The sequence below is a fragment of the Bradyrhizobium ottawaense genome, assembly GCF_002278135.3.
Taxonomy (GTDB): Bacteria; Pseudomonadota; Alphaproteobacteria; order Rhizobiales; family Xanthobacteraceae; genus Bradyrhizobium; species Bradyrhizobium ottawaense.
This window is the reverse complement of record NZ_CP029425.2, coordinates 4,106,902-4,131,252: the sequence shown is the minus strand read 5'-3', so window position 1 is coordinate 4,131,252 and position 24,351 is coordinate 4,106,902. Positions and strand designations below refer to the sequence as shown.

Genomic DNA, 24,351 nt, shown 5'->3' with positions numbered 1-24,351 from the left:
AGCTTGCGCGCGTTCAGCGGTAAACGTCGGTCCAGAGCTCGGCGGCATCCGGCTCGGGATCATGTTGGGCGAAATCGGCGGACGCGTTGACGATGTCGCGCACCTCGGCGTCGATCGCCTTGAGATCGGCCTCGCTGACCTTGGCAGCCAGGAGGCGGTTACGCACCTGCTCGATCGGGTCCTGGTCGTGGCGGACCTTCTCGACCTCCTCGCGCGTGCGATATTTTGCAGGGTCGGACATCGAGTGGCCGCGATAGCGGTAGGTCTGCATCTCCAGGATGAAGGGACCCTTGCCGGCGCGGCACCAGGCGGCGGCTTCGTCGCCGGCGGCCTTGACGGCGCGGACGTCCATGCCGTCGACCTGCTTGCCGGGGATGTTGAAGGACGCACCGCGCTTGGAGAAATCCTGCTGGGCCGAGGCGCGCGAGACCGAGGTGCCCATGGCATAGCGGTTGTTCTCGATGACGTAGATCACCGGCAGCTTCCAGAGCTCCGCCATGTTGAAGCTCTCATAGACCTGGCCCTGGTTGGCCGCACCGTCGCCGAAATAGGTGACGCTGACATTGTCGTTGCCGCGGTAGTTATTGGCGAACGCCAGACCCGTGCCGAGCGATACCTGGGCGCCGACGATGCCGTGGCCGCCGTAAAAGTGCTTCTCCTTGCTGAACATGTGCATGGAGCCGCCCTTGCCCTTGGAATAGCCGCCGCGGCGGCCCGTGAGCTCGGCCATGACGCCGTTGGCATCCATCCCGGTGGCAAGCATGTGGCCGTGATCGCGGTAGCCGGTAATGACCTGATCGCCCTGCTTCAGGGCCATCTGCATGCCGACCACCACGGCCTCCTGGCCGATATAGAGGTGACAGAAGCCGCCGATCGCGCCCATGCCATAGAGCTGGCCGGCCTTTTCCTCGAACCGCCGGATCAGGAGCATGTCGCGGAGCGCCTTGAGCTCCTGCTCCCTCGTGAATTCCGGGGGCGAACCGCCGTCGGTCTTGTCCTGTGGAGTGCTTGCGGCGGCTTTCTTGGGTGCGGCCATGGGAATTCCGGGTCAGAGAAAACTTTCGTCCTCTCTAACCCAACTCAAACGCCCTTGGAAAGCACCGCAGCCGCATGACACGACTTTCATTATGCCGCAGTGCAACGTGGTCGAAATATTGGAAAATCTTTGGCGCTGATCGGGCAACAAATCTATGCGCGCCATGTGCGCCTGCGGATTCGTGACCGGATCAAGAATTATGGACCATGCCGATCCGGGCCTTCGGAGCGGACGGCGCCAGGATGGCGCCGCCCTCTCCGCACCTCGATCAGAAGAAGCCGAGCTTCTTCGGGCTGTAGCTGACCAGGAGATTCTTGGTCTGCTGATAATGATCGAGCATCATCTTGTGGGTCTCGCGACCGACGCCCGACTGCTTGTAGCCGCCGAAGGCCGCATGGGCGGGATAGGCGTGGTAGCAGTTGGTCCAGACCCGGCCGGCCTGGATCGCCCGGCCGAAGCGGTAGCAGCGGTTGGCATCGCGGCTCCAGACGCCGGCCCCGAGGCCGTAGAGCGTGTCGTTGGCGATCTCGAGCGCCTCGTCGTCGTTCTTGAAGGTCGTGACCGAGACCACCGGGCCGAAGATCTCCTCCTGGAAGATTCGCATCTTGTTGTGGCCCTCGAACACGGTCGGCTTGACATAGAAGCCGCCGGCGAGATCGCCGCCGAGCTCGGCACGTCCGCCGCCGGCGAGCACCTTGGCCCCCTCCTGCTTGCCGATGTCGATGTAGGACAGGATTTTTGCGAGCTGCTCGCCGGATGCCTGGGCGCCGATCATGGTGGCGGCATCGCGCGGGTCGCCCTGCTTGATCGCCGCGACGCGCTTCAGCGCCCGCTCCATGAAGCGGTCATAGATGTCCGCATGGACCAGCGCGCGGCTCGGACAGGTGCAGACCTCGCCCTGGTTCAGCGCGAACATGACGAAGCCTTCGATCGCCTTGTCGAAGTAATCGTCGTCCTCGGCGGTGACGTCGTTGAAGAAGATGTTCGGCGACTTGCCACCGAGCTCCAGCGTGACCGGAATGAGGTTCTGGCTGGCATATTGCATGATCAGCCGGCCCGTCGAGGTCTCGCCGGTGAACGCGATCTTGGCGATGCGCGGGCTCGAGGCCAGCGGCTTGCCGGCTTCCAGACCAAAGCCGTTGACGATGTTGAGGACGCCGGGCGGCAGCAGGTCGCCGATGATCTCGGCCCAGACCATGATCGAGGCCGGGGTCTGCTCGGCAGGCTTCAGCACGACGCAATTTCCGGCGGCGAGCGCGGGGGCAAGCTTCCAGCAGGCCATCAGCAGCGGGAAGTTCCAGGGGATGATCTGGCCGACCACGCCGAGCGGCTCGTGGAAATGATAGGCGATGGTGTCGTGGTCGATCTCGCCGATCGAGCCTTCCTGGGCGCGCACGACGCCGGCGAAGTAGCGGAAGTGATCGATGGCGAGCGGGATGTCGGCGGCGCGGGTCTCGCGGATCGGCTTGCCGTTGTCCCAGGTCTCGGCAATGGCGAGGCGCTCGAGATTTTCTTCCATGCGGTCGGCGATCCGGTTCAGGACCGCAGCGCGCTCGGCGACGCTGGTTCGGCCCCAGGCACCCTTGGCGGCATGCGCCGCGTCGAGGGCCGCCTCGACGTCCTGCGCGTCCGAGCGCGCGATCTTGCAGACGATCTGGCCGTTCACCGGCGAGGCATTGTCGAAATATTTGCCGGAGATCGGCGCGACGAACTTGCCGCCGATGAAGTTGTCATAGCGTTCGGCAAAGGGAACTTTGGTCACATTGAGGAATTCCACCTTGTTCATTGATCACTCCCGATGTTTGCTGTTTGCGCAATTCGTCGCGTGGTCGCGACTTGCGCGGACGATGTCGCGGGAGATGTTTTCTGTCAGCCCCGATGGGAGCGATGGCGGGGGGCACTTGTCGCAGTTCTGCTACACTGCTCGTGTCCCTGCTCATTCTCGTGTCCCGGACGCGCTGCAACGCTCTTCGCGTTGCTGCGCAGAGCCGGGACCCAGGCGGCACGGGAGAATGCTGAGACATGGGCCCCGGCTCTGCAGCGCACCACGTCGCAAGTGCGACGCGCTGCGCTGCGTCCGGGGCACGAGACCGGAATTTCGAGCGCACGGTTTCTGGGAAATAGCGCGGCCTAGTGGTTCAGCTCGAACCGCTTGAGCTTCCTGTGCAGCGTGGCGCGGCTGACGCCGAGGGCCTTGGCGGCCGCCGAGACATTGCCGCCGGCGCGGAGCAGCGCCCGCTGCACCACCGCGCGCTGGCCGCCGGCAAGATGATCGCGTGCGGGTTCGCCGCCGAGCAGATCGGCTGCGGGCACCGGCTGCAACGCCCGGCCGGGAGCGATTCCCAGCGCCGCCCGGGCGGAGCGGGTCGCGCCGATCACGAGATCGTCCGCATCGACCGCAATGAGGCCGCCGCATTGGCCGTCCGCAGCTTGCGTCAGCACGATGCGGGCATGGCTGAACGCCCTGCGGAACAGATCGGCTTCGATACGCTTGGCCGCCTCGCCCGTCGCAAGCGCGATCAGACTGGAAAACGCGTCGGTGCGGTCGGCGCGGCAGGAGGAGACGTCGAGCACGCCCGCCAGCGCCGCCTCATGGTCGTAGATCGGAACGGCGGTGCAGCTCAGAAGCGTGTTGCGGGTGAAGAAATGCTGGTCGCGGTCGATCGTCAGCGGACGCTGCTCGACGAGGCAGGTGCCGATGCCGTTGGTGCCCTCGTGCTCCTCGCTCCAGAGCGCACCGGTCCACAGGCCCCAGGATTGAAACGTCGCGTCATCCGCCGCCGTGCCGCGACGATCGACCGGCACGCCCTCGCCGTCGGCGAGCAGCACGCAGCACCCGCTCGCGCCGACCGCCTGATAGAGCCGGTCCATCGCGCCTTGCGCCGCGGCCAGCAGCGGCGCGATGCGCTCGCGCGCCTCGTGCAGCTCGGCTTCGGTCAGCCGCATCGGCGAGGTGCGGCCGCCGGGATCGAGATGATGCAATCTGGACGAACGGCGCCACGAGGCCACGAGCGCGGATCGTGCCGCCTGGCCTGACGCGATGGCGGCCTCGACGCGAGCCGCGTGATGCCGGGGCATTGACCCATTCATCACTGTTTCCTCCGGATCACAGACTAGATCGTGTCGGCGCCACTCGTTTGATCTGCGTCAACTTCGGCGAGCCACAGAAGCCATGCCCCCGCCGCGGCACTGCCGTCAAGGCGGTCGCCCGGTTCCGGACTTACGACCTTCGCAGGAGGAAGGCACTGTGGTCGGATCTTGGCGGCGGCTTTCGCTGTCGGTTTCGAAAGCTTGCGGAAAACGCTACTTCGCCGGGATCATCCGAACGAGATCACGCGGATTGACGTAATCGAGCTGGAAGCGCGCCCGCTCGTCCAGCATGTCGGGGTCGATCCGCTCGGACCGCAGCAGCGACACCCGCTGCTCGCTCCTGGCGCGCTCACGCTTGAGCTGGGCCAGTTCGCTGGTCAGCGCGATGATCTCCTGGTCGAGCTCCTGGCGGGCGTTGAGGCCGTATTTGCCGGTATAGGCGTTGACGCCGAAATAGCCGACGATGGCGGCCGCCATCGCGTAGAGGGCAAGACCGGTCAGGATCGATTTCAGGCGCGCGCGGGAGACCATCTTGGGAAGATGGGACAGGTTGGTTAAGGGAGTGCTAATCAGCCCCTGCCCGTCGTCATGCCCGGGCTTGTCCCGCCTGCGCGGCCGAAGCCGCTTCGGCGCGGCGAAGGCCCGGGCATCCACGTTCTTCGTCGCTCGGGGCCAAGACGTGGATGGCCGGGACATCCAGCGCGAAGACGCGCTTCGCGCTTTTGCCCGGCCATGACGGAGAGTTGGGCAAGCTTCGGCGGAAAAGCCTCAGCCGTGGTGCTTGGCGACGTGCGCGGCGAAGGCGTCGATATAGGCCTGGAGCACGGGCTTCAGCGAGTCCTTGGTGAGGTTGCCTTCGGCGTCGAAGGCGTCGCCGACCGCATTCAGATAGATCTCCGGCTGCTGCATGATCGGGCCCGCAATGCCCGGCAGGATGTTCTGAAGCGTCTTTGCGGCGCTGACGCCGCCGAGCGGACCCGGAGAGTTCGAGACGATGCCGACCGGCTTGCCGTTGAACGAGCTCTTGCCGTAGGGCCTCGAGGCGACGTCGATGGCGTTCTTCAGGACGCCGGGGATCGCGCGGTTGTATTCCGGCGTGACGAAAATGACGCCGTCCGACTTCTGAAGCTTGTCGCGGAAGGCCAGCCAGTCCGCGGGCGGCGCGCCCTCGAGGTCCTGGTTGAAGAACGAGATGCCCGCCGGCGTGACGACCTCGAGCTTGAGCGTATCCGGCGCAAGCTTGGCCAGCGCATTGGCGATCTTCAGCGAAAAGCTGTCCTTGCGCAGGCTGCCGGCGATCGTGACGATGTTGTAGGCCATGGATTGTCCTTGAGGGCTAGAGCTGGAGTGCCGCGACGGCACTTAAGCGATCTCGTGCGGTGGATGCAAGTGCATGAACCCGCCCGATTTGGAAACGCTGTGTTTCGCGAAAGCAGACGTTTGGGCCGTCGCCGGGATAGAGCGCCGGCGTAACCCAGGGCCCTGCCCCAAGCTACGCCGGTCCCGGATGATGCTGCGCTCCATCAGGGCTACAATTCAGTGCTCGTGGATGCGATCCAAAACAATCGGGCCGCCAAGTGGCGGCCCGAACGTACGCGCAAAGCTGCAGGTCCCGATCAGATCGTCGGATTCCACGCCGACGGGATCAGGCGATATTTGGCGCCGTCCTTCTCGACATGGCCGACCGCCGGGAACGTGAAGTGGAAGCCGATGACGGTCGCCTTCTCCGCCGCCGCCATGTCGTAGAATTTGTGGCGCGTCTCCTGCGCCAGCGCGGCATCGTTGTCGAACATCACGTGCCAGTCGGGATTGCGCAGGAAGAATTCCGGGATGTTGGTGACGTCGGACTGGATCAGCACCTTGGCATCGCCGGACGCGACAGCGAACGAGGTGTGGCCCGGCGTGTGGCCCGGGGTTGCGATCGAGGTGATGCCCGGCGCGACCTCCTTGCCCCACTCGTATTTGGTCACCTTGGATTCGAGGCCGGCGAAGGTCTTCTTCACGTTGGCGAAGTAATTCTTCATCATCGGATTGGACTCGGCCTTGGCGGCGTTGCCCTCGCTGGTCCAGAACTCCCAGTCCTTGCCCGGCACCATGATCTCCGCATTGGGGAATGCGAGCGCGCCGTCGGCGAGACGAATGCCATTGGTGTGATCGGGGTGCAGATGTGAGAGCAGCACCACGTCAATGTTCTTCGCCTCGACGCCGGCAGCCTGGAGATTCTGCAGGGTCCGCCCGACGGCGCCCTTGCTGGCCTCGAAATTCGCAATGCCGTTGCCGGTGTCGATCAAGACGAGCTTGGAGCCGGTGTTGATGAGCTGCGGGTTGAACGGCACCGTGACCATGCCCTTCGGCATGTAGGCCGCCTCGCCGGCGGCCAGCGCCTCGTCCTTCTGCAGGTTGGCGACGAACTTATCCGGCATCGGGAAGGTGCGCGCACCGTCATTGATCGACGTGCACTCGAAAGCGCCGACCTTGTAGCGATAGAAGCCCGGCGCCTGCGTCCCGGCCTGCGGCACCGCGGCATTGACGGCGGCCGGTCGGAGGCCGGTTACTGCGGCCGCGCCGACGGCAGCGGCGCCAGCGAGCAAATGACGACGATTGAGATCGGTCATGGAGTCCCCTTCTGAGCCTTGCGGTTTTCCGCATTCAATGGCGGCGGAATAATCCCCCGCTTCGCTCAGAAGGCAAGACCTTCCTTCGATGACCTGCCGTCGCAGATCACGATTATTTATTTGGGTTGATGAGGAATTTTTCGCCAGTGGCACGTTTGGCGTACACGGCGATGTTGGCGGGATCAAGCACCTCGGTCAGCGACACCACCTTGGTGTAGTGACTGGCGAAGGTGGTCTTGAGCTCGGACGCGACGCGCTGGCGCAACCGTCCGATCTCGGCCGGGCCGATGTTCTGGAGGAACGGCGTCAGCAGCCAGCCACCGACGCCCCAGGTCAGTCCGAACGACCGGCTCAATTCGGTCGGACGGTTGTCCAGGCTGCCGTAAATGTAGATCTGCTTGTACACGTTGGAGCCGTAGCGGCTGTATTCCTTCGCCGTCTTGTTGGCGGCAACTTCCATGGCGGTCAGAATCTGGCTGGCCAGCTTGCCGCCGCCGATGGCGTCGAAGGCGATCGTGGCGCCGGTCTCGACCAGCGCATTGGTGAGATCGTCTGTGAAGCTCGGCGCGCTGGAATCCACGACGTGCTTGGCGCCGATCTTGTGCAGGATATCGGCCTGCTCCTTGCTCCGGACGATGTTGACGAGGCCGATGCCGTCCTTGATGCAGATCTTGTTGAGCATCTGGCCGAGATTGGACGCAGCTGCCGTGTGCACGAGCGCCTTGTGGCCCTCCCGCCGCATCGTCTCGGTCATGCCGAGCGCGGTCAGCGGATTGACGAACCAGGACGCGCCGTCGGCGGCCGTGGTGCCCGCCGGCAGCTCCATGACGTCGCGGACCTTCAGCACGCGGTACTGCGTGTACATCGCGCCGCCGATCATCGACACCGTCTTGCCGATCAGCGCCTTCGCGGCGTCCGACGATCCGGCCGCGATCACCGTGCCGGCGCCCTCGTTGCCGACCGGCAGCGACTGATCGAGCCGGGCTCCCATCATCCGCATCGCAGCCTCCGGCATTGTCGCGGTGATGACCGGCATCTCCTTCGTGCCGGACGCCTTGGCGGCGGACATGTCGGCGGGCCCGATCAGGAGGCCGAGATCGGACGGGTTGATCGGCGTGGCCTCGACGCGAACCACGACCTCATCGTCGGCCGGCTCCGGCGTCGGGACATTCACGAGCGACAATTCCAGCTCGCCACTCTTCTTCAGCAGCGAACGCAGTTGCAGTCCGGTCTTGCCGTCGCTCATGTCGATCCTCCCCTGTCCGTCTTTTCTCGAGTCGAAGCGCTGGCTTATGCCAGCGCTTTCAGTGCCGCCTTGCCGCCGTACAGTGCCTGCTTGCCGAGCTGCTGCTCGATGCGCAGGAGCTGATTGTATTTGGCGGTGCGGTCGGAACGTGCAAGGGAGCCGGTCTTGATCTGACCGCAATTGGTGGCGACCGCGAGGTCGGCGATGGTGGAATCCTCGGTTTCGCCGGAGCGGTGCGACATCACCGAGGTGTAGCCGGCCTTGTGGGCCATCTCGACGGCGGCGAGTGTCTCGGTCAGGGTGCCGATCTGGTTGACCTTGATCAGGATCGAGTTGGCGCGGCCGGTCTTGATGCCGTCGGCGAGGCGCTTGACGTTGGTGACGAAGAGGTCGTCGCCGACGAGCTGGCACTTCTTGCCGATGAGATCGGTGAGCTCCTTCCAGCCGTCCATGTCGTCTTCCGACATGCCGTCCTCGATAGTCACGATCGGATAGCGCGAGACCAGGTCCGCAAGGTACTTGGCCTGCTCGGAGATCGAACGGGTCTTGCCCTCGCCTTCATAGACGTATTTGCCGTCCTTGAAGAACTCGGTCGAGGCGCAGTCGAGCCCGAGCACGATGTCGCTGCCCGCCTTGAATCCGGCCTTACCGATCGCGTTCATCACGAATTCCAGCGCTGCGTCGGCCGACGGCAGGTTCGGGGCGAAGCCGCCCTCGTCGCCGACATTGGTGTTGTGGCCGGCCTTCTTCAGCTCCGACTTCAGGGTGTGGAAGACTTCAGCGCCATAGCGCAGGCCTTCAGCGAAGGAGGACGCGCCGACCGGCAGGATCATGAACTCCTGGAAGTCGATCGGGTTGTCGGCGTGCACGCCGCCATTGATGATGTTCATCATCGGCACGGGCAACAAGCGCGCCGACGTGCCGCCGACATACCGATAGAGCGGCATGTCGAGCGAATTCGCGGCCGCCTTGGCGCAGGCGAGCGAGACGCCAAGGATGGCGTTGGCCCCGAGCCGGCTCTTGTTCGGCGTGCCGTCGAGGTCGATCATGATCTGGTCGATCTGGGCCTGCTGCTCGGCATCGAGACCACTGAGGGCCTCGAAGATCTCGCCGTTGACGGCACCAACCGCCTTGGAGACGCCCTTGCCGAGATAGCGAGCCTTGTCGCCGTCGCGCAGCTCCACCGCCTCATGGGCACCGGTGGAGGCGCCCGACGGCACCGCGGCCCGGCCGAGCGCGCCATCCTCCAGAACGACATCGACCTCGACGGTGGGATTGCCCCGGCTATCGAGGATTTCGCGGCCGATGATGTCAATGATGGCGGTCATGATGTGCACTTCCGTTCGTTGGAGCTGATCGGTTCGCCGCGGGTCTTACACGGGCCGCAAGCAAATGTGAACGCTTGAGGGTGGCACTTCGACTGACGCGTGAAGTCGCCAGGATTAAGGTCGAGGGCATCGGGTCTGTGCGTGCATCCTCAATCCCAAGCAGTCGGGGTAACGCCATGAATCGCCGCCAGTTTCTTGCTTCCAGCACCGCCCTGTTCGTGGCTCGCCCAAGTTTTGCCCAAGAGGGCCCGTTCCGGACGAAATACTTCCCGATCCGTGCCGGTATCGGCCTGCACGATCTCACGCCCGCCCCTGACGGTTCGGTCTGGTTCACGGCGCAGGGCAAGGGCTTGCTCGGCAGGCTCGATCCCCGGGATGGCAGTTTCAAGACCGTCGGCCTCGGTCAGGGCGCCGCTCCGCATGGCGTGACCATCGGCCCCGATGGCGCGCCCTGGATCACCGAGGGCGGCCAGAACGCGATCGCACGGGTCGATCCCGGCGATCTCAAGGTCACGCTGTTCCGCCTGCCGGAAAAGTTCGCCTCGGCCAATCTCAACACCGGCGTGTTCGACAAGGAAGGCACTTACTGGTTCACCGGCCAGTCCGGCTATTACGGCCGCCTCGCGCCGAAGTCCGGCGACATGAATGTGTTCAGGGCGCCCAAGGGCGTCGGCCCCTATGGCATCACCGTGACGCCCAAGGGCGAGGTCTGGTACGCCTCGCTTGCCGGCAGCTATATCGCCAGGATCGATCTGGCGACCGGCCATGCCAGCGTTGTCGAGCCGCCAACGCCAAGCCAGGGATCGCGGCGCGTCTGGTCGGATTCGAAGAGCCGGATCTGGGTCAGCGAATGGAACAGCGGCCATGTCTCGGTGCACGATCCCGCCGATGGGTCGTGGAAGAACTGGAAGCTGCCGGGCGAGCGTCCCCGCGCCTACGCCGTCTTCGTCGACGACAAGGACAAGGTCTGGCTGACCGATTTCTCCGCCAACGCGATTGTCCGCTTCGATCCCGCCACCGAGCGGTTCAACGTGTTCGCGAGCGACAAGGCCAACGCCAATGTGCGCCAGCTCGACGGCCGACCGGGCGAACTCTGGAGCTGCGAGTCCGGCAACGATCGCATCGTGCTGATCCAGACAATTGCCGCCGGTTGACGGCAGCGGCATTTGCGTCCATCCCGGCATCCTCTGGAGCGCGATCTTGTCGCGCTCCGATTTCTGTTGAACATGATCTTTCGGAAAACCGGTGCCCACTTTGCGCTAACGCGGCCCTTCGGGTCCGGATCATGCTCCAAAGGATGTGACGACGATGGCGAAGAAATCCCTCCAGCTCGGCCGCGCGGTCGAATGGCCGCACACACCGGAAGATGCCCAGCTCGACCGCGTGCCCAATCCGCAAAAGGGCACCGACTATCTGGTGCGCTTCACCGTGCCGGAATTCACCTCGCTCTGCCCGGTCACGGGCCAGCCGGATTTCGCGCATCTGATGATCGACTACGCGCCGGGTGCGTGGCTGCTGGAATCGAAATCGCTGAAACTCTACATCGCGAGCTTCCGCAATCACGGCGCGTTCCACGAGGACTGCACCGTCATGATCGGCAAGCGCATTGCGAGCGAGATCAAGCCGAAATGGCTGCGGATCGGCGGCTACTGGTATCCGCGCGGTGGCATCCCGATCGACGTGTTCTGGCAGACCGGCCGCGTGCCCAAGGGCCTGTGGGTGCCCGAGCAAGGCGTTGCGCCCTATCGCGGGCGGGGTTAGCGGCCAACCGGTCGCATTTTCCGCGGCTTTGGAACGCGACAAAGTTGGCGCTGGCAACCATGCTCGTCCTACAAATTGGCGGCGAGATAGCGCACGGTCTTCGCGCCGTTTTCGATGGTTGCCCTTCCAACCTCGACAAAGCCCAGGGCTGCATGGAATCTGTCGGAGACAGGGTTGGGCGGATCGAGGTTCACCTCGCAAACGACGCGGGTATGGCCGAGCTCCCCCGCGCGCTCCAGCAGATGGGCGTAGAGCAAGCGTCCGATACCGTGGCGCCGGTACGCCTCGGCAACGATAACCCGGTCGACATAGAGAAATCTGTCGACCGACCGCGAAACCAAAGAAAGTGTCCGCCGTCGTAGTCGTCGGATTGTTCGAACGCCAGCAGAAGCGCTGCGTCGGGTTGAACGAACAGCGCCAGCCGCGCCGATCCGATCAATCGGTCGAACCGCTCCGGCGTGAGCAACGAAGTCTCGCGCGCGCTCGCATTGTTCAGGAGGAGCAGCGCGTCCCTTTTCGGCTCGCGGTGAAGGTCTTCGATCTCAAATTGCGTTGACATGGCGCAGGACACACAGGTGATAATCTGGACAATAGACCAGGCGCCTCTCGCCCGACAGCCCATCGCGGCAGAGGCGACAGATAGCTGACTGGTTAGTCCCACACCATAGCGCTTAAACGCGCGCATCCGCCGGCGCCCGCTGCTTGAGCAGCCGGGCGCAGACGCAGCCCAGCACGACCATGATCGCAGCGCTCGCGAACAGGGTCGGCATCTTGCCGGCATGCTGGAGCCCGAAGCCATAGGCGAGCGGCCCGACCGTCTGCCCCATGAAGAAGAAGAACGAATGCAGCGACAGCGCGGTGGCGCGCGCCTCGACCGAGAGCTCGCTGGCAAACACCTGGAGACAGCCATGGGCGATGTAGAAGCCCCAGCCCATGACGATGAGATTGAGCGCCTGGACCTCCCAGCGCGGCCCGAAGGCCACGGCGACGAGTTGTGAGGCGACCAGCGTCATGCCCGCGATCATCATGCCCTTCATGCCCAGCCAGGGCAGCAGGCGCGACACCGTCAGCGTGTAGAACAAACCGCCGACCGCAAAGCCCGCGATGACGATGCCGGCGATCGACAGCGAGGTCTGCCCGAGCTCGAACAGGAACGAGGCGATATAGGGAAACAGGCCGAGCACGCAGCAGCCTTCGACGAACACCGCCGAATAGCAGACATAGGCATTGGGGTTGGTGAAGATGGTGCGATAGCCGGCCTTCAACGCCGACAGGCTCGTCTTCGGCGGATGCTTGACCTTGGCGCCGCGAAAGCCGGCAGCGACCGCGATCGACGCCACGATCACGAGCCCGCCCAGCACCGCGAGCACGCCGCGCCAGCCGAGAAAATCGCCGATCAGGCCGGAAGCCGAGGCGCCGAGCAGATTGCCGGTCATGGCGCCGGCAAGCGTGCGGCTGATCGCGACCTGGCGTTTCTCGGGCCCGACGAGATCGCTGGTCAGGCTCAGCGCCACCGGAAACACGCCGCCGGAGCCGATGCCGGCGAGGATGCGGGTCGCAAACAGAACCGAGAACGAGGACGAGAGCGCGCCCAGGATGTTGGCAAGGCCGAGCAGCGCGAGGCAGCCTATCATCAGCCGCGTCTTGCCGAACAGATCGGCGGCGGCGCCGACAATGGGCTGGATGATCGAGAAGGTGAAGGCGAACACCGCCGCAAAGCCTGCGGCGGTGGCAATGCTGACGCCAAAATCCTCGGCGACATGCGGCAACACCGGATCGAGTGCGCGCGCCGAAAGCGCCGCGGCGAAGCTCGCACCTGAGATGACGTAGAGGGCGGCCGGCAGGCCCTGATCGTGCGGCCGCGCCTCGCCTTGCTGCATCAGCGCGGGCCGGTTTTTACAGATTCTTTGGCCAGCGCGTCGAAGGCCATCAGCCTGGCGATCAGCGCCTCGAACTCGCGCAGCGGCACCATGTTGGGCCCATCGGACGGCGCGCGATCGGGATCGGGATGGGTCTCGATGAAGACACCGGCGACCCCGACCGCCACGGCGGCGCGTGCGAGCACCGGCACGAATTCGCGCTCGCCGCCCGACGAGGTCCCCTTCCCGCCCGGCTGCTGCACCGAATGAGTGGCGTCGAAGATGACAGGCGCGCCGGTGGTCCGCGCCATGATCGGCAGCGCACGCATGTCGGAGACCAGCGTGTTGTAGCCGAAGGACGCCCCGCGCTCGGTGACGAGCACGTTGGGATTATCAGCGCTGGTAATCTTCGTGACGACATTCGCCATGTCCCAAGGCGCCAGGAACTGCCCCTTCTTGACGTTGACGACCTTGCCGGTTGCGGCGGCAGCCAGCAGCAGATCGGTCTGCCGGCAGAGGAAGGCGGGGATCTGCAGGATGTCCACGGCCTGCGCCACCTCGGCGCATTGCGCGGCATCGTGCACGTCGGTCAGGACAGGCAGGCCGAGCGAGGAGCGGATTTCGGCGAAGATCGGCAGCGACTGCGCGAGGCCCAGCCCGCGCGCCGCCGACGCGCTGGTGCGGTTGGCCTTGTCGAACGAGGTCTTGTAGACGAGGCCGATGTTCAGCCGTGCCGCGATCTCCTTGAGCGCGGAGGCGACCTCCAGCGCATGCTGGCGGCTTTCGAGCTGGCAGGGTCCTGCAATGATCGAGATCGGCAGATCATTGCCGAACTTGACCGTGCCAATGGTGACGACCGGCGCCGCTGAATGCGAAGAGCTCAAGGCAAATCCCTCGTTTCGGCGCGACCATAGCCGCCATGAGGGTCGGATCAACCCTATTCGGCCAGGGCCGGTCGAATATCAGGGTTGCGCCGGGGCTCCCCGGCGCCTCCCTTGCATCGGCAGGTTCCTACTTCACAGCCGAGAACGCAGTCGGCGTCAGGAGCTGGCTGACGATATTGCCGACGATCTGGCCGTCCGCTTCGCTCTCGGCGCGTGCTTTCATCCAATCCGGATCGGTCATGAACGCGCCCCACTTCTTCTCGCGCTCGGCGAGCGAGTCCCAGGCCAGGAAATAGGTCAGCTCCTGATTGGAGTCACCGATCAGCGTCGTGAAGAATCCGGCCTGCTTGATGCCGTGCTTCTCCCAGATCTTCAGCGTCGCGGTCTCGAATCGCTTGAGCAGCGCCGGCAGTCGGCCCGGCACGCAACGATAGATGCGCATTTCGTAGATCATTCTTGTTCCTCCCTGACCAAGTTCGGCGGTTATAACGACTGGCCCTGACGGTGTCTTGAGCCCCGCCCGACCGCCCCTGTCGCGTTCCGCGCATGGCTGGGGCCGCTCAAGGCCACTCTGTCGCGGCAGGTTCCCGCAATGCTGCCGCAATGGTACGGCCGCTAGAATGGCACGGGTGAGGTTGAGGTGCCGGATCATGCGGATTTTGCTCGTCGAGGACGAGGCCGAAATGGCCGACGCGCTGGCGTCGGCGCTGAAGCGCTACGACATGGTGGTGGACCATGCCCCAACGCTCGCCGAGGCGGAGGAGGCCATTTCTGCCGACGTCCACGCCGCCGTCCTGCTCGATCGCCAGCTTCCCGATGGCGACGGTCTCGCCTTGATCCCGAAGCTGAGGGCCCGCGCCGACGGCGTGCCGATCATCGTGTTGACGGCGCGCGGCGAGGTCGCCGACCGCGTCGCCGGGCTCGATCGCGGCGCCGACGACTATCTGGCCAAACCGTTTGCCGTCGAGGAGCTGCTGGCGCGGCTGCGCGCGGTGCTGCGGCGGCCGGCCGGCCTCTCCCCTGATGTGATCCGCGCCGGCCGCCTCGCCTTCGACCTCAGTCACCGCGAGGCCAGCATCGACGGTGTGCCGCTCGAGCTGCCGCGCCGGGAGCTGCTGGTGCTCGAGGCCCTGGTCCGCCGCATGGGCCGGACCGTGCTGCGCTCGGCGCTCGAAGAGGCGGTCTACAATTTCGACGACGAGATCCAGTCGAACGCGCTCGACACGCACGTGTCGCGGCTCCGACGAAAGCTCGCGGAAGCCGATGCGGGCATCGAGATCCACGGAATCCGTGGCGTCGGCTATCTTCTCAAGAAGCTGATATGAGCAAGCACGACGATCCCTATTGCCTGCGCTCGCGGCTGAGCTGGCGCCTGCTCTCGCTTCAGGCCGCGATCCTGGTCGCGCTGGTTGCGGTCGTCCTCGCCGGGCTCTGTGCCTCCGGCTTCGTGCTGGCCGAGCGCGACGAGGACCGCGTCATCGACGTCGTCCAGCACGCGCTCACACGCGAGGCGCAAGGCGGATTGGCCTTGCAGCCGACCGCAGAGCTGAAGCAGTTGCGCAGTGAAACACCTGACCTCTGGTTTCTGGTGCGCGACCGGCAAGGCCACTCGCTCAGCGAAGGCACCGTGCCGGCCGAATTCGCTGCGATCGGCAACGGCCTCGACCAGATCAGCCAGGCGCGGCTCGGCTGGCAGATGTTCGAGGACAATCCGCACAAGCCGGCGGCACGGCTGAAGCGGGTCGACACCGATGCGGGCAACGTGCAGGTCATCACGGCGACACAAGGACGTCTGACCGGCGCCAGGGCGCTGTACATGACATCACTTGCGTTCCTCGGCATCGCCCTGCCCGGCCTGCTGCTGATGGGAACGGCGACGTTCATCGCCACGCCGATGATCGTGCGGCGCGCGTTCAGGGGGCTCGATAGCGCAGCGGACGAGGCGCGGCGCATCGACATCCATCAGCGCGGCGCGCGGCTGCCGGTGGAGCGCATCCCGCTGGAGGTCATGCCGCTCGTGAGCGCGATCAACGACGCGCTGGCGCGGCTCGACCAGGGTTATGCCCGCCACAAACGCTTCGTCGCCGACGCCGCGCACGAGCTTCGTACGCCGATCGCGATCCTGAACACCCGGCTGGAGTCACTGGCCCCTGGGCCGGACAAGACCCGTCTGCTGGAGGATTCCGCGCGGCTGGCGACGCTCGCCGAACAATTGCTCGATATCCAGCGGATCGACCGCTGCGGCCATCCCTTCACGCGCGTCAATCTCGTCACCGTTGCGCAAAGCGTCGGCGCCGATCTCGCGCCGCTGGCGATTGCCGCCGGCTACGAGCTGGCCCTCGACGCGCCGGCGACACCGATCGAGACCATCGGCGATGCGGCGGCGCTGGAGCGCGCGCTGACCAATCTCGTGCAGAATGCAATCCAGCACGGCCCGCGCCGCGGCACGATCGGGATTCGCGTCAGCAGGCCTGCGAGCATCGAGGTCGCGGACGAAGGCGCTGGCATTCCCGCCGGTCAGCGCGAGCAGATCTTCGAGCCGTTCTACCGGCTGACGCCGCTCGATCGCGGTGCCGGCCTCGGCCTCAACATGGTGCGCGAGATCGTGCAGCTGCATGGCGGCCACGTTTCGGTCGCGGACGGACCGGAGGGCGGCGCCTGTTTCCGGATGACGCTGCCGGAAATGCGGCAGAGCTGATTCAATTCGCATTCGCACAGGTCAGCGCAATGCTGTCGCAATGCGCTCCCGCGACACTGCATGCGTCGCACCTCATTGAGGTGCAAAGCAAGATTCCGGAGTGCGCATGCCCAACGATTTTCTTTCCTTCTTCCTGTCCTGGATGTCGTCCCCGCGTCGGGTTGGCGCGGTCGCACCGTCGGGTGCGGCGCTCGCCGATCTCATCACGCGCGAGATCAGCGCAACGACGGGTCCGATCCTCGAGCTCGGTCCCGGCACCGGCGCGTTCACCTACAAGCTGCTCAAGCGCGGCGTCCGTCCGCAGGACCTCACGCTGATCGAATACGGCTCCGACTTCATGAAGCTCCTGCAGATGCGCTTTCCCGGGGCGCGCGTGCTGTGGATGGACGCAGGCCGGCTTGCGACCGAGCGCCTCTATGATGGCGCTACCGTCGGCGCCGTCGTGAGCGGCCTGCCGCTGCTCAATATGTCAACGCGCAAGGTCGTCTCGATCATCGGTGGCGCTTTCAGCTATGTCCGCCCTGGCGGCGCCTTCTACCAGTTCACCTACGGCATGAGCTGCCCGGTGCCGCGGCCCGTGCTCGATCGGCTCGGCCTGCGCGCCAAGCTCGTCGATCGCGCCTTGCTGAACGTGCCACCTGCCGCCGTCTACAGGCTGACGCGGCGGCCGCAGATGAAGATCGTCGCGGGATCGGTTGCGCCTGAATCCGCACGGGCCGCGCCGGAGCCGATGCAGCGCGCGCGCGACTACTCCGCCGCGCGCTGAGCCGTCAGACCAGCCGGCTCTGCACCATCGCCGCCTGAATGAACGAGGCGAACAGCGGATGCGGCTCGAACGGCCGCGACTTCAGCTCGGGGTGGAACTGGACGCCGATGAACCAGGGATGGTCCTCGTACTCGACGATCTCAGGCAGCACGCCGTCGGGCGACAGGCCTGAGAATTTCAAACCGTGCTGCTCGAGGCGGGCCTTGTAGGCGGTGTTGACCTCGTAGCGATGGCGGTGGCGCTCGGAAATCTCGGTCGCGCCGCCATAGACCTGCGAGACGCGGCTGCCGCGGTTGAGCGCAGCGGGATAAGCGCCGAGCCGCATGGTGCCGCCGAGATCGCCGGCCTGCGAGCGCTTCTCGAGCTCGTTGCCGCGCAGCCACTCCGTCATCAGGCCGACCAGCGGCTCCTTGGTCGGGCCGAACTCGGTGGAATTGGCGTCCTCGATGCCGACGAGATTTCGTGCGGCCTCGATCACCGCCATCTGCATGCCGAAGCAGATGCCGAAATAAGGCACGTCGCGTTCGCGCGCGAACTGCGCCGCGCGGATCTTGCCTTCCGCACCGCGCTGACCGAAGCCGCCGGGCACCAGGATGCCGTTGACGTGCTCGAGGAACGGCGCGGGATCTTCCTTCTCGAAGATCTCGCTCTCGATCCAGTCGAGGTTGACCTTGACCTTGTTGGCGATGCCGCCATGCGAGAGCGCCTCGATCAGCGACTTATACGCATCCTTCATGCCGGTATATTTGCCGACGATGGCGATGGTCACGTCGCCCTCGGGATTGCGGATGCGTTCGTTGATCTGGTGCCAGCTCTTGAGCACCGGCGGGATGCGCGCTTCGATACCGAAGGCGGCAAGCACTTCGTCGTCGAGGCCTGCCGCGTGATAGGCTTCGGGCACGGCGTAGATGCTGTCGGCGTCGCGCGCCTCGATCACGGCGCTTTCGCGCACGTTACAGAACAGCCCCAGCTTGCGCCGCTCTTCCTTCGGGATCTCGCGGTCGGTGCGGCAGAGCAGGATGTCCGGCTGGATGCCGATCGAGCGCAGCTCCTTCACGGAGTGCTGCGTCGGCTTGGTCTTCAACTCACCGGCGCTCGGAATGTAAGGCAGGAGCGTGAGGTGAATGTAGATGGCGTGATCGCGCGGCAATTCGTTCTTGAGCTGGCGGATCGCCTCGAAGAACGGCAGGCCCTCGATGTCGCCGACGGTGCCGCCGATCTCGACCAGCACGAAGTCGTAATCGTCGTTGCCGGAGAGGACGAATTCCTTGATGGCGTTGGTGACGTGCGGAACCACCTGGATGGTCGCGCCGAGATAATCGCCGCGGCGCTCCTTGGAGATGATGTCCTGGTAGATGCGTCCCGTGGTGATGTTGTCCTGCTTGGTCGCAGGACGGCCGGTGAAGCGCTCGTAGTGACCGAGATCGAGATCGGTCTCCGCGCCGTCATCGGTCACGAACACTTCGCCGTGCTGATACGGCGACATCGTTCCGGGATCGAGGTTGAGATAGGGGTCGAGCTTGCGGAGGCGGACCTTGTAGCCCCGGGCTTGCAACAGCGCACCGAGTGCCGCTGAAGCCAGACCCTTGCCGAGCGAAGAAACCACGCCGCCGGTGATGAATATGTACCGCGCCATGGGACTTAACCTCTAATCCCTCGAATTCGATTCGCCAAAGCGATTCGTATTCCGCCCCAAAGATTCTGCGGGCCTGTGGGTGAGCCAAAACTAAGAGTGGTGACAGTGCCTTGATGGGGATTGTTGATGCAGGAGGGTAGCCACCGCCCTGCATGGCCCCCCTGCTTTATTGCGAACGAGGCACCTGCGGGCCGCTCGGAGCCGGCGCCTGCTGCTGCTCGTCGGCCTTCTTCAGCGAATCCAGGATGCCGCCCGAGGTCGGCGGCGCGATCGGCGATCCGCCGGCCGGCTGGCCCTGCGACGCCGGCGTGCCAATGATCGACGACGGCGCGCGGCTGTAGCCCGCATGCCAGGACAGGAACATGCTGGTGAGGAAGAAGCCAGCGGCGAGGATCGCTGTGGTCCGCGTCAAGAGGTTCGCGGTGCCGCGGCTCGACATGAAGCCTGCGCCGCCGCCCATGCCGAGGCCGCCGCCTTCCGACTTCTGGAGCAGGACGGCGCCGATCATGACGGCGACGATCATGAGGTGGATGACGATGACAACGGTCTGCATAGTGTCCTTCCGTCACAAGCGGGCGGCGCCTGACGGCGGCCGATCGCGCTTCGCGGGTTTCCTGAAGTTGCGCGGTGTTACACGATCAGAGGGGGCATTGCCACCCCCGATCAGGTCCGGATCAGCCGCTTTGAGGTTAGCTAGGGGCAGCCCTTGGCGATCGCAAGGAAATCAGCCGCCTTCAGGCTGGCGCCGCCGACCAGGGCGCCGTTGACGTTCTTGACCGCCATCAGCTCGGCCGCATTCGAGGGCTTGACCGAGCCGCCATAGAGGATGCGCATCTTCGCCCCGTCGGTTTTGAACCGGGAGGTCAGGACCTCCCGGATAAACCCATGAATCTGCTCGACATCCTTGGCTGTGGGGGTGAGCCCGGTGCCGATCGCCCAGACCGGCTCATAGGCCACGATGAGATTCGCGGCCGTCGAGCCCTCAGGCAGCGAGCCGGCGAGTTGCCCGCGCAGGATGTCCAGGGTCTGGCCGGCGTCGCGCTGGGCCTGACTCTCGCCGATGCAGACAATCGCCGTCGCACCGGCGCGCCAGACGGCCTCGGCCTTCTGCCGGATCAGGGCATCGCCCTCGCCGTGGTCGGCGCGGCGCTCGGAATGGCCAACGATGATGGCCGTTGCCCCGGCATCAGCCAGCATTTCGGCGGCGATATCGCCGGTATGGGCACCGGAGGCCTTGGGGTGGCAATCCTGGGCGCCGACCCCGACTTTCTTGCCGCGTGCCTTGTCGGCGAAGGTGGCAATCAGGGTCGCAGGCGGGCAGACCAGCAGATCGGCCTTGCCGCTCACCCCGGCCGCACCGTCGAGCATGGCGTCGAACTCGGCAGCCTGGGCCTTCAGGCCGTTCATTTTCCAATTGCCGGCGATCAGGGGGCGGATGGCGTCGGTCATGTCAATTTCCAGCAAAATGAGGTTTGTGCATGCGCTAGCAGAGGACCTGCTGCAGTTCCAGAGACCAGAGGCTTTTAACCGCAGCCGCAAACGGTCGCCGGACCCGAGGTTGCGGGGGGAAAGCCACCACTTTATGATGATTGATCAATTTGGTGACGCGCTTTTGCTGAATCTGCATTAAGACGCGCTCCCGTTCCCCTCCTGCTCAAACAAGTTGGACCAAATGCTTCGAGGAATGCGCAAGGCCTCATCAAACTGGCTCGGCAAGACCATTATGGCCGTGGTGATGGGCGTGTTGATCGTCAGTTTCGGCATTTGGGGCATCGCCGACATCTTCAAGGGCTTCGGGCAGTCCACGGTGGCCAAGATCGGCAGCACCGAGATTTCGTTGAACGAGTTCCGCCAGATCTACACGGACCGCCTGCAACAGATCAGCCGCCAGTTCGGCCGTCCGCTGACGCCCGACCAGGCGCGTGCCTTCGGCCTCGACCGCCAGGTGCTGCAGCAGACGATCGCTGAAGCCGCCCTCGACGAAGAGGCGCGCCGGCTCGGGCTCGGCCAGTCCGACGACCAGATCCGCCAGGTCATCATGAACGACCCCAACTTCAAGGGCGTCGGCGGCAGCTTCGATGCGAACCGGTTCCAGGCCGTGATCCGCAATTTCGGCTATACCGAGCAGCGCTACGTCGCCGAGCAGCGCAAGGTGTCGCTGCGCCGGCAGATTACCGGCACGATCGGCGCCGGCCTCGAGCCGCCGAAGGCCATGATCGACGTGCTGACGCGCTTCCAGAACGAGCAGCGCGCCATCGAATTCGTCAGGCTCGACGCCGCCCAGGCCGGCCAGATCGACGCGCCCTCGCCCGAGACGCTCGCCGCCTATTTCGAGGATCATAAGGTCCAGTTCCGCGCGCCCGAATACCGCAAGATCTCCTTCGTCGTGGTCTCGCCGGAAGACATCGGCAAGTGGAGCGAGGTCTCCGACGAGGACGCCAAGAAGGTGTTCGAGCAGCGCAAGGACCGGCTCGGCACGCCGGAGAAGCGCCAAATCCAGCAGATCGTGTTTCCCAACGTGACCGACGCGCAGGCCGCACGCGAGCGCCTCGTCGGCGGAATGTCGTTCGAGGATCTCGGCAAGGAGCGCGGGCTGAGCGCCTCCGACGTCGACCTCGGCCTCGTGACCAAGTCTTCGCTCGCTGCCGCCGTCGGCGATGCCGCCTTCGCGCTTCCCGCCGGCGAGATCAGCCAGCCGATCCAGGGCGGGCTTGGCGTCGCAATCGTCAGGGTCGACAAGATCGAGCCGGGCAAAGAGGCGGACTACGCCAGCCTTGCCGGCGACATCAAGCGCGAGATCGCCACCGAGCGTGCGCGCGTCAAGGTCGCCGATCTCCGCGACAAGATGGAAGACGAGCGCGGCGGAGGCGCCAGCGTGATCGACGCGGCGCAGAAGCTCGGCCTCACCGCCGTGACCATCGACGCGGTCGACCGCTCCGGCCGCGCCCCCAATGGCCAGCCGGTCGCCAACATTCCGCAGGGCCTCGACGTGGTGTCGCAAGCCTTCAACACCGATGTCGGCGTCGACAACGACTCGATTTCGTTCAAGGGCGGCTATGTCTGGTACGACGTGCTCGCCATCACGCCGTCGCGCGACCGCAATCTGGACGAGGTCCGCGACCAGGTCGAGGCGCGCTGGCGCCAGGACCAGATCGCCACCAAGCTCAAGGCCAAGGCGACCGAGATGGTGCAGAAGCTCGAAGCAGGCGGCAAGCTTGCCGATGAAGCCGCAGCGATCGGCGCCAAGGTCGAGACAGCAACCGGCTTCAAGCGCGACGATACGCCCGCCAGCGTGCCCGCAGCCGTCGTGGCGGCTGCCTTCCGCACCGCCAAGGACGGCGTCGGACAGACGCCGGTGACGGGGGGCACCGAGGTGATCGTGTTCCGCGTCACCGACATCGTCGAACCCGCGGTCGACGCCGCCTCCGACGCGGTCAAGAAGCTGAAGGAAAGCCTCGACCGTGCCCAGACCGAGGAGCAGGTCGCTTCCTACGTCAACAAGCTTGAAACCGACATCGGGACCACCATTAATCAGGCCGCCTTCGCGCAGGTGACCGGCGCGAACCAGCAGTAAGTTGAAAGCACGCGATGGACGACCTGAAATCGATCATTGGAAAAGTGGCGACCGGCGCCAGCCTGTCGCGCGAGGAAGCGGCTTCCGCCTTCGACGCCATGATGTCGGGCGAGGCCACGCCCTCGCAGATGGGTGGCCTGTTGATGGCGCTGCGGGTGCGCGGCGAAACCGTGGACGAGATCACCGGCGCCGTTACGGCGATGCGTTCCAAGATGCTGAGCGTGACGGCACCGCCTGAAGCCGTCGACATCGTCGGCACCGGCGGCGACGGCTCCGGCTCGGTCAATGTCTCGACCTGCGCCTCCTTCATCGTCTCGGGCGCCGGCGTGCCGGTGGCCAAGCACGGCAACCGCGCGCTGTCGTCGCGCTCGGGCGCCGCCGACGTGCTGGCCTCGCTCGGGGTGAAAATCGACCTCAGGCCCGATCAGGTCGGCCACTGCCTGCGCGAATGCGGCATCGGCTTCATGTTCGCTCCCGCCCATCACCCGGCCATGAAGAACGTCGGCCCGACCCGGGTCGAGCTTGCGACACGCACGATCTTCAATCTGCTCGGCCCCCTGTCCAACCCGGCCGGCGTGAAGCGGCAGATGGTCGGCGTGTTTTCGCGGCAATGGGTGCAGCCGCTGGCGCAGGTGCTGAAGAACCTCGGCTCCGAATCCGCCTGGGTGGTGCACGGCTCCGATGGTCTCGACGAGATCACCCTCACCGGCCCGACCTTCGTCTCCGCGCTCCACAATGGCGAAATCCGCAATTTCGAGGTGACGCCGGAGGACGCGGGCCTGCCGCGCTGCGAGGCCGGTGCGCTCAAAGGCGGTGACGCCGACGCCAATGCAATCGCCCTGCAGAGCGTGCTCGACGGCAAGCCGAGCGCCTACCGCGACGTCGCGCTGATGAACGCCGCCGCCGCGCTGGTCGTGGCCGGCCGCGCCAAGGACCTCAAGGAGGGCGTCGCGATCGGCATGAAATCGATCGACAGCGGTGCCGCCAACGCGAAGCTGAAGCACCTGATCGCGATCTCAAACGGCTGAGCCTGACATGTCGGACATCCTGACCAAGATCGAAGCCTACAAGCGCGAAGAGATCGCCGCCGCCAAGCGCGCGCAGCCGCTGTCGGCGGTCGAGGCGAAGGCCAAGGCGCAAGCCGCACCGCGCGGCTTCGTGCGCGCGATCAAGGCCAAGCACGCCAATGGCGACTACGCGCTGATCGCGGAGGTGAAAAAGGCCTCGCCGTCGAAGGGGCTGATCCGCGCCGATTTCGATCCGCCCCAGCTCGCCAAGGCGTATGAGGCCGGCGGCGCGGCCTGCCTGTCGGTGCTGACCGACACGCCCTCGTTCCAGGGCCATCTCGACTTCATGGTGGCGGCGCGTGCAGCGACGGCACTTCCGGTGCTGCGCAAGGATTTCATGTTCGACACCTACCAGGTGACCGAAGCGCGCGCGCACGGCGCCGATTGCATCCTGATCATCATGGCCGCGCTCGATGATGCCACGGCAAAAGACCTCGAGGACGCCGCGCTCGCCTACGGCATGGATGTGCTGATCGAGATCCACGACCGCGCCGAGCTCGACCGCGCGCTCAAGCTCCGCTCGCCCATGATCGGCGTCAATAACCGCAACCTGCGCACCTTCGAGACCACGCTCGCGACCAGCGAGACCCTGGCGCCGCTGATCCCCGGGGATCGGCTGATGGTCGGCGAAAGCGGCATCTTCACGCCCGCCGATCTCGCCCGGCTCGAGCGCGTCGGCATGTCGACCTTCCTGGTCGGCGAGAGCCTGATGCGGCAGGCCGACGTCACCGCCGCGACGCGGACGCTGCTCGCGCGCGAGACGACGGCGCGCGCGACGGGCACGCGCTGAT

The 24,351-nt window shown here is 65.4% G+C and carries 23 protein-coding genes; 8 read left to right on the top strand and 15 right to left on the bottom strand.

What is annotated here, in order from left to right:
• Window positions 1-13 precede the first annotated feature (13 nt).
• From pdhA to eno, 8 genes are all read right to left on the bottom strand, one after another.
• On the bottom strand, window positions 14-1,036 hold the full coding sequence (pdhA, locus tag CIT37_RS19755) for a pyruvate dehydrogenase (acetyl-transferring) E1 component subunit alpha (protein WP_028141597.1): 1,023 nt from the start codon (window positions 1,034-1,036) through the stop codon (window positions 14-16).
• Between the two features lie 268 nt (window positions 1,037-1,304).
• A complete protein-coding gene (gene adh, locus CIT37_RS19750; RefSeq protein ID WP_028141596.1) occupies window positions 1,305-2,822 on the bottom strand; it encodes an aldehyde dehydrogenase in 1,518 nt (505 codons plus the stop codon).
• 344 nt (window positions 2,823-3,166) lie between these two features.
• Entirely contained in the window at window positions 3,167-4,126 is a 960-nt protein-coding gene (locus CIT37_RS19745) for a helix-turn-helix domain-containing protein (RefSeq protein WP_161966439.1), read from the bottom strand.
• Window positions 4,127-4,339: 213 nt separating this feature from the next.
• Window positions 4,340-4,657 (bottom strand): FtsB family cell division protein, encoded by a 318-nt coding sequence (locus tag CIT37_RS19740; RefSeq protein ID WP_028141594.1) that lies wholly within the window; start codon window positions 4,655-4,657, stop codon window positions 4,340-4,342.
• Window positions 4,658-4,894: 237 nt separating this feature from the next.
• A complete protein-coding gene (locus tag CIT37_RS19735; protein ID WP_028141593.1) occupies window positions 4,895-5,446 on the bottom strand; it encodes an NADPH-dependent FMN reductase in 552 nt (183 codons plus the stop codon).
• A 296-nt stretch (window positions 5,447-5,742) separates the two neighbouring features.
• On the bottom strand, window positions 5,743-6,741 hold the full coding sequence (locus CIT37_RS19730) for an MBL fold metallo-hydrolase (RefSeq protein WP_095424095.1): 999 nt from the start codon (window positions 6,739-6,741) through the stop codon (window positions 5,743-5,745).
• Between the two features lie 112 nt (window positions 6,742-6,853).
• On the bottom strand, window positions 6,854-7,987 hold the full coding sequence (locus tag CIT37_RS19725) for a zinc-binding dehydrogenase (protein ID WP_028141591.1): 1,134 nt from the start codon (window positions 7,985-7,987) through the stop codon (window positions 6,854-6,856).
• 44 nt (window positions 7,988-8,031) lie between these two features.
• Window positions 8,032-9,315: a phosphopyruvate hydratase gene (gene eno, locus CIT37_RS19720; protein WP_095424094.1), complete on the bottom strand. Its 1,284-nt coding sequence runs from the start codon at window positions 9,313-9,315 to the stop codon at window positions 8,032-8,034.
• Between the two features lie 176 nt (window positions 9,316-9,491).
• Here eno and CIT37_RS19715 point away from each other — a divergent pair, with 176 nt between their 5' ends.
• Entirely contained in the window at window positions 9,492-10,469 is a 978-nt protein-coding gene (locus CIT37_RS19715) for a virginiamycin B lyase family protein (RefSeq protein WP_095424093.1), read from the top strand.
• 154 nt (window positions 10,470-10,623) lie between these two features.
• A complete protein-coding gene (queF, locus tag CIT37_RS19710) occupies window positions 10,624-11,076 on the top strand; it encodes a preQ(1) synthase (RefSeq protein ID WP_038949812.1) in 453 nt (150 codons plus the stop codon).
• Between the two features lie 68 nt (window positions 11,077-11,144).
• Here the strand turns inward: queF and CIT37_RS19705 are convergent, their stop codons facing one another.
• The 4 genes from CIT37_RS19705 to CIT37_RS19690 all read right to left on the bottom strand — a co-directional run bounded on the left by CIT37_RS19705 (window position 11,145) and on the right by CIT37_RS19690 (window position 14,273).
• Window positions 11,145-11,417 carry a GNAT family N-acetyltransferase gene (locus tag CIT37_RS19705; protein WP_244611252.1) on the bottom strand — a complete coding sequence of 91 codons (273 nt, stop codon included), beginning with the start codon at window positions 11,415-11,417 and terminating at the stop codon, window positions 11,145-11,147.
• Between the two features lie 330 nt (window positions 11,418-11,747).
• The gene (locus tag CIT37_RS19700; RefSeq protein ID WP_095424092.1) at window positions 11,748-12,956 is read right to left on the bottom strand and encodes an MFS transporter; all 1,209 of its coding nucleotides are present in this window, start codon (window positions 12,954-12,956) and stop codon (window positions 11,748-11,750) included.
• Window positions 12,956-13,819, bottom strand: a complete 864-nt coding sequence (kdsA, locus tag CIT37_RS19695; protein WP_095424091.1) for a 3-deoxy-8-phosphooctulonate synthase — start codon at window positions 13,817-13,819, stop codon at window positions 12,956-12,958. Before kdsA ends, CIT37_RS19700 begins: the two co-directional genes overlap by 1 nt.
• A 127-nt stretch (window positions 13,820-13,946) precedes the next feature.
• On the bottom strand, window positions 13,947-14,273 hold the full coding sequence (locus tag CIT37_RS19690) for an NIPSNAP family protein (RefSeq protein ID WP_028141584.1): 327 nt from the start codon (window positions 14,271-14,273) through the stop codon (window positions 13,947-13,949).
• Between the two features lie 196 nt (window positions 14,274-14,469).
• On the opposite strand from CIT37_RS19690, the gene CIT37_RS19685 reads away from it, so the two are divergent.
• From CIT37_RS19685 to CIT37_RS19675, 3 genes are all read left to right on the top strand, one after another.
• A complete protein-coding gene (locus tag CIT37_RS19685) occupies window positions 14,470-15,144 on the top strand; it encodes a response regulator (RefSeq protein ID WP_028141583.1) in 675 nt (224 codons plus the stop codon).
• Complete coding sequence (locus CIT37_RS19680; RefSeq protein ID WP_038971479.1) at window positions 15,141-16,517, top strand: sensor histidine kinase; 1,377 nt, start codon at window positions 15,141-15,143, stop codon at window positions 16,515-16,517. The genes CIT37_RS19685 and CIT37_RS19680 overlap by 4 nt, the downstream gene beginning before the upstream one ends.
• Window positions 16,518-16,623: 106 nt before the next feature.
• Window positions 16,624-17,283: a class I SAM-dependent methyltransferase gene (locus tag CIT37_RS19675; RefSeq protein WP_161966438.1), complete on the top strand. Its 660-nt coding sequence runs from the start codon at window positions 16,624-16,626 to the stop codon at window positions 17,281-17,283.
• Window positions 17,284-17,287: 4 nt separating this feature from the next.
• On the opposite strand, the gene pyrG is transcribed toward CIT37_RS19675, so the two are convergent.
• The 3 genes from pyrG to tpiA all read right to left on the bottom strand — a co-directional run bounded on the left by pyrG (window position 17,288) and on the right by tpiA (window position 20,368).
• The gene (gene pyrG / locus CIT37_RS19670) at window positions 17,288-18,919 is read right to left on the bottom strand and encodes a CTP synthase (RefSeq protein ID WP_028141581.1); all 1,632 of its coding nucleotides are present in this window, start codon (window positions 18,917-18,919) and stop codon (window positions 17,288-17,290) included.
• Window positions 18,920-19,085: 166 nt separating this feature from the next.
• A complete protein-coding gene (gene secG / locus CIT37_RS19665; RefSeq protein WP_018320274.1) occupies window positions 19,086-19,472 on the bottom strand; it encodes a preprotein translocase subunit SecG in 387 nt (128 codons plus the stop codon).
• A 140-nt stretch (window positions 19,473-19,612) separates the two neighbouring features.
• Window positions 19,613-20,368 carry a triose-phosphate isomerase gene (gene tpiA / locus CIT37_RS19660; RefSeq protein WP_095424089.1) on the bottom strand — a complete coding sequence of 252 codons (756 nt, stop codon included), beginning with the start codon at window positions 20,366-20,368 and terminating at the stop codon, window positions 19,613-19,615.
• Between the two features lie 223 nt (window positions 20,369-20,591).
• Between tpiA and CIT37_RS19655 the strand changes: the two genes are divergently transcribed.
• Genes CIT37_RS19655 through trpC form a run of 3 tightly spaced genes read left to right on the top strand, consistent with a single transcriptional unit; the run spans window position 20,592 to window position 24,350 of the window.
• Complete coding sequence (locus tag CIT37_RS19655) at window positions 20,592-22,493, top strand: SurA N-terminal domain-containing protein (RefSeq protein ID WP_038971478.1); 1,902 nt, start codon at window positions 20,592-20,594, stop codon at window positions 22,491-22,493.
• Between the two features lie 14 nt (window positions 22,494-22,507).
• Entirely contained in the window at window positions 22,508-23,521 is a 1,014-nt protein-coding gene (gene trpD, locus CIT37_RS19650) for an anthranilate phosphoribosyltransferase (RefSeq protein WP_095424088.1), read from the top strand.
• Between the two features lie 7 nt (window positions 23,522-23,528).
• Entirely contained in the window at window positions 23,529-24,350 is an 822-nt protein-coding gene (gene trpC, locus CIT37_RS19645; protein ID WP_095424087.1) for an indole-3-glycerol phosphate synthase TrpC, read from the top strand.
• Window position 24,351 lies beyond the last annotated feature (1 nt).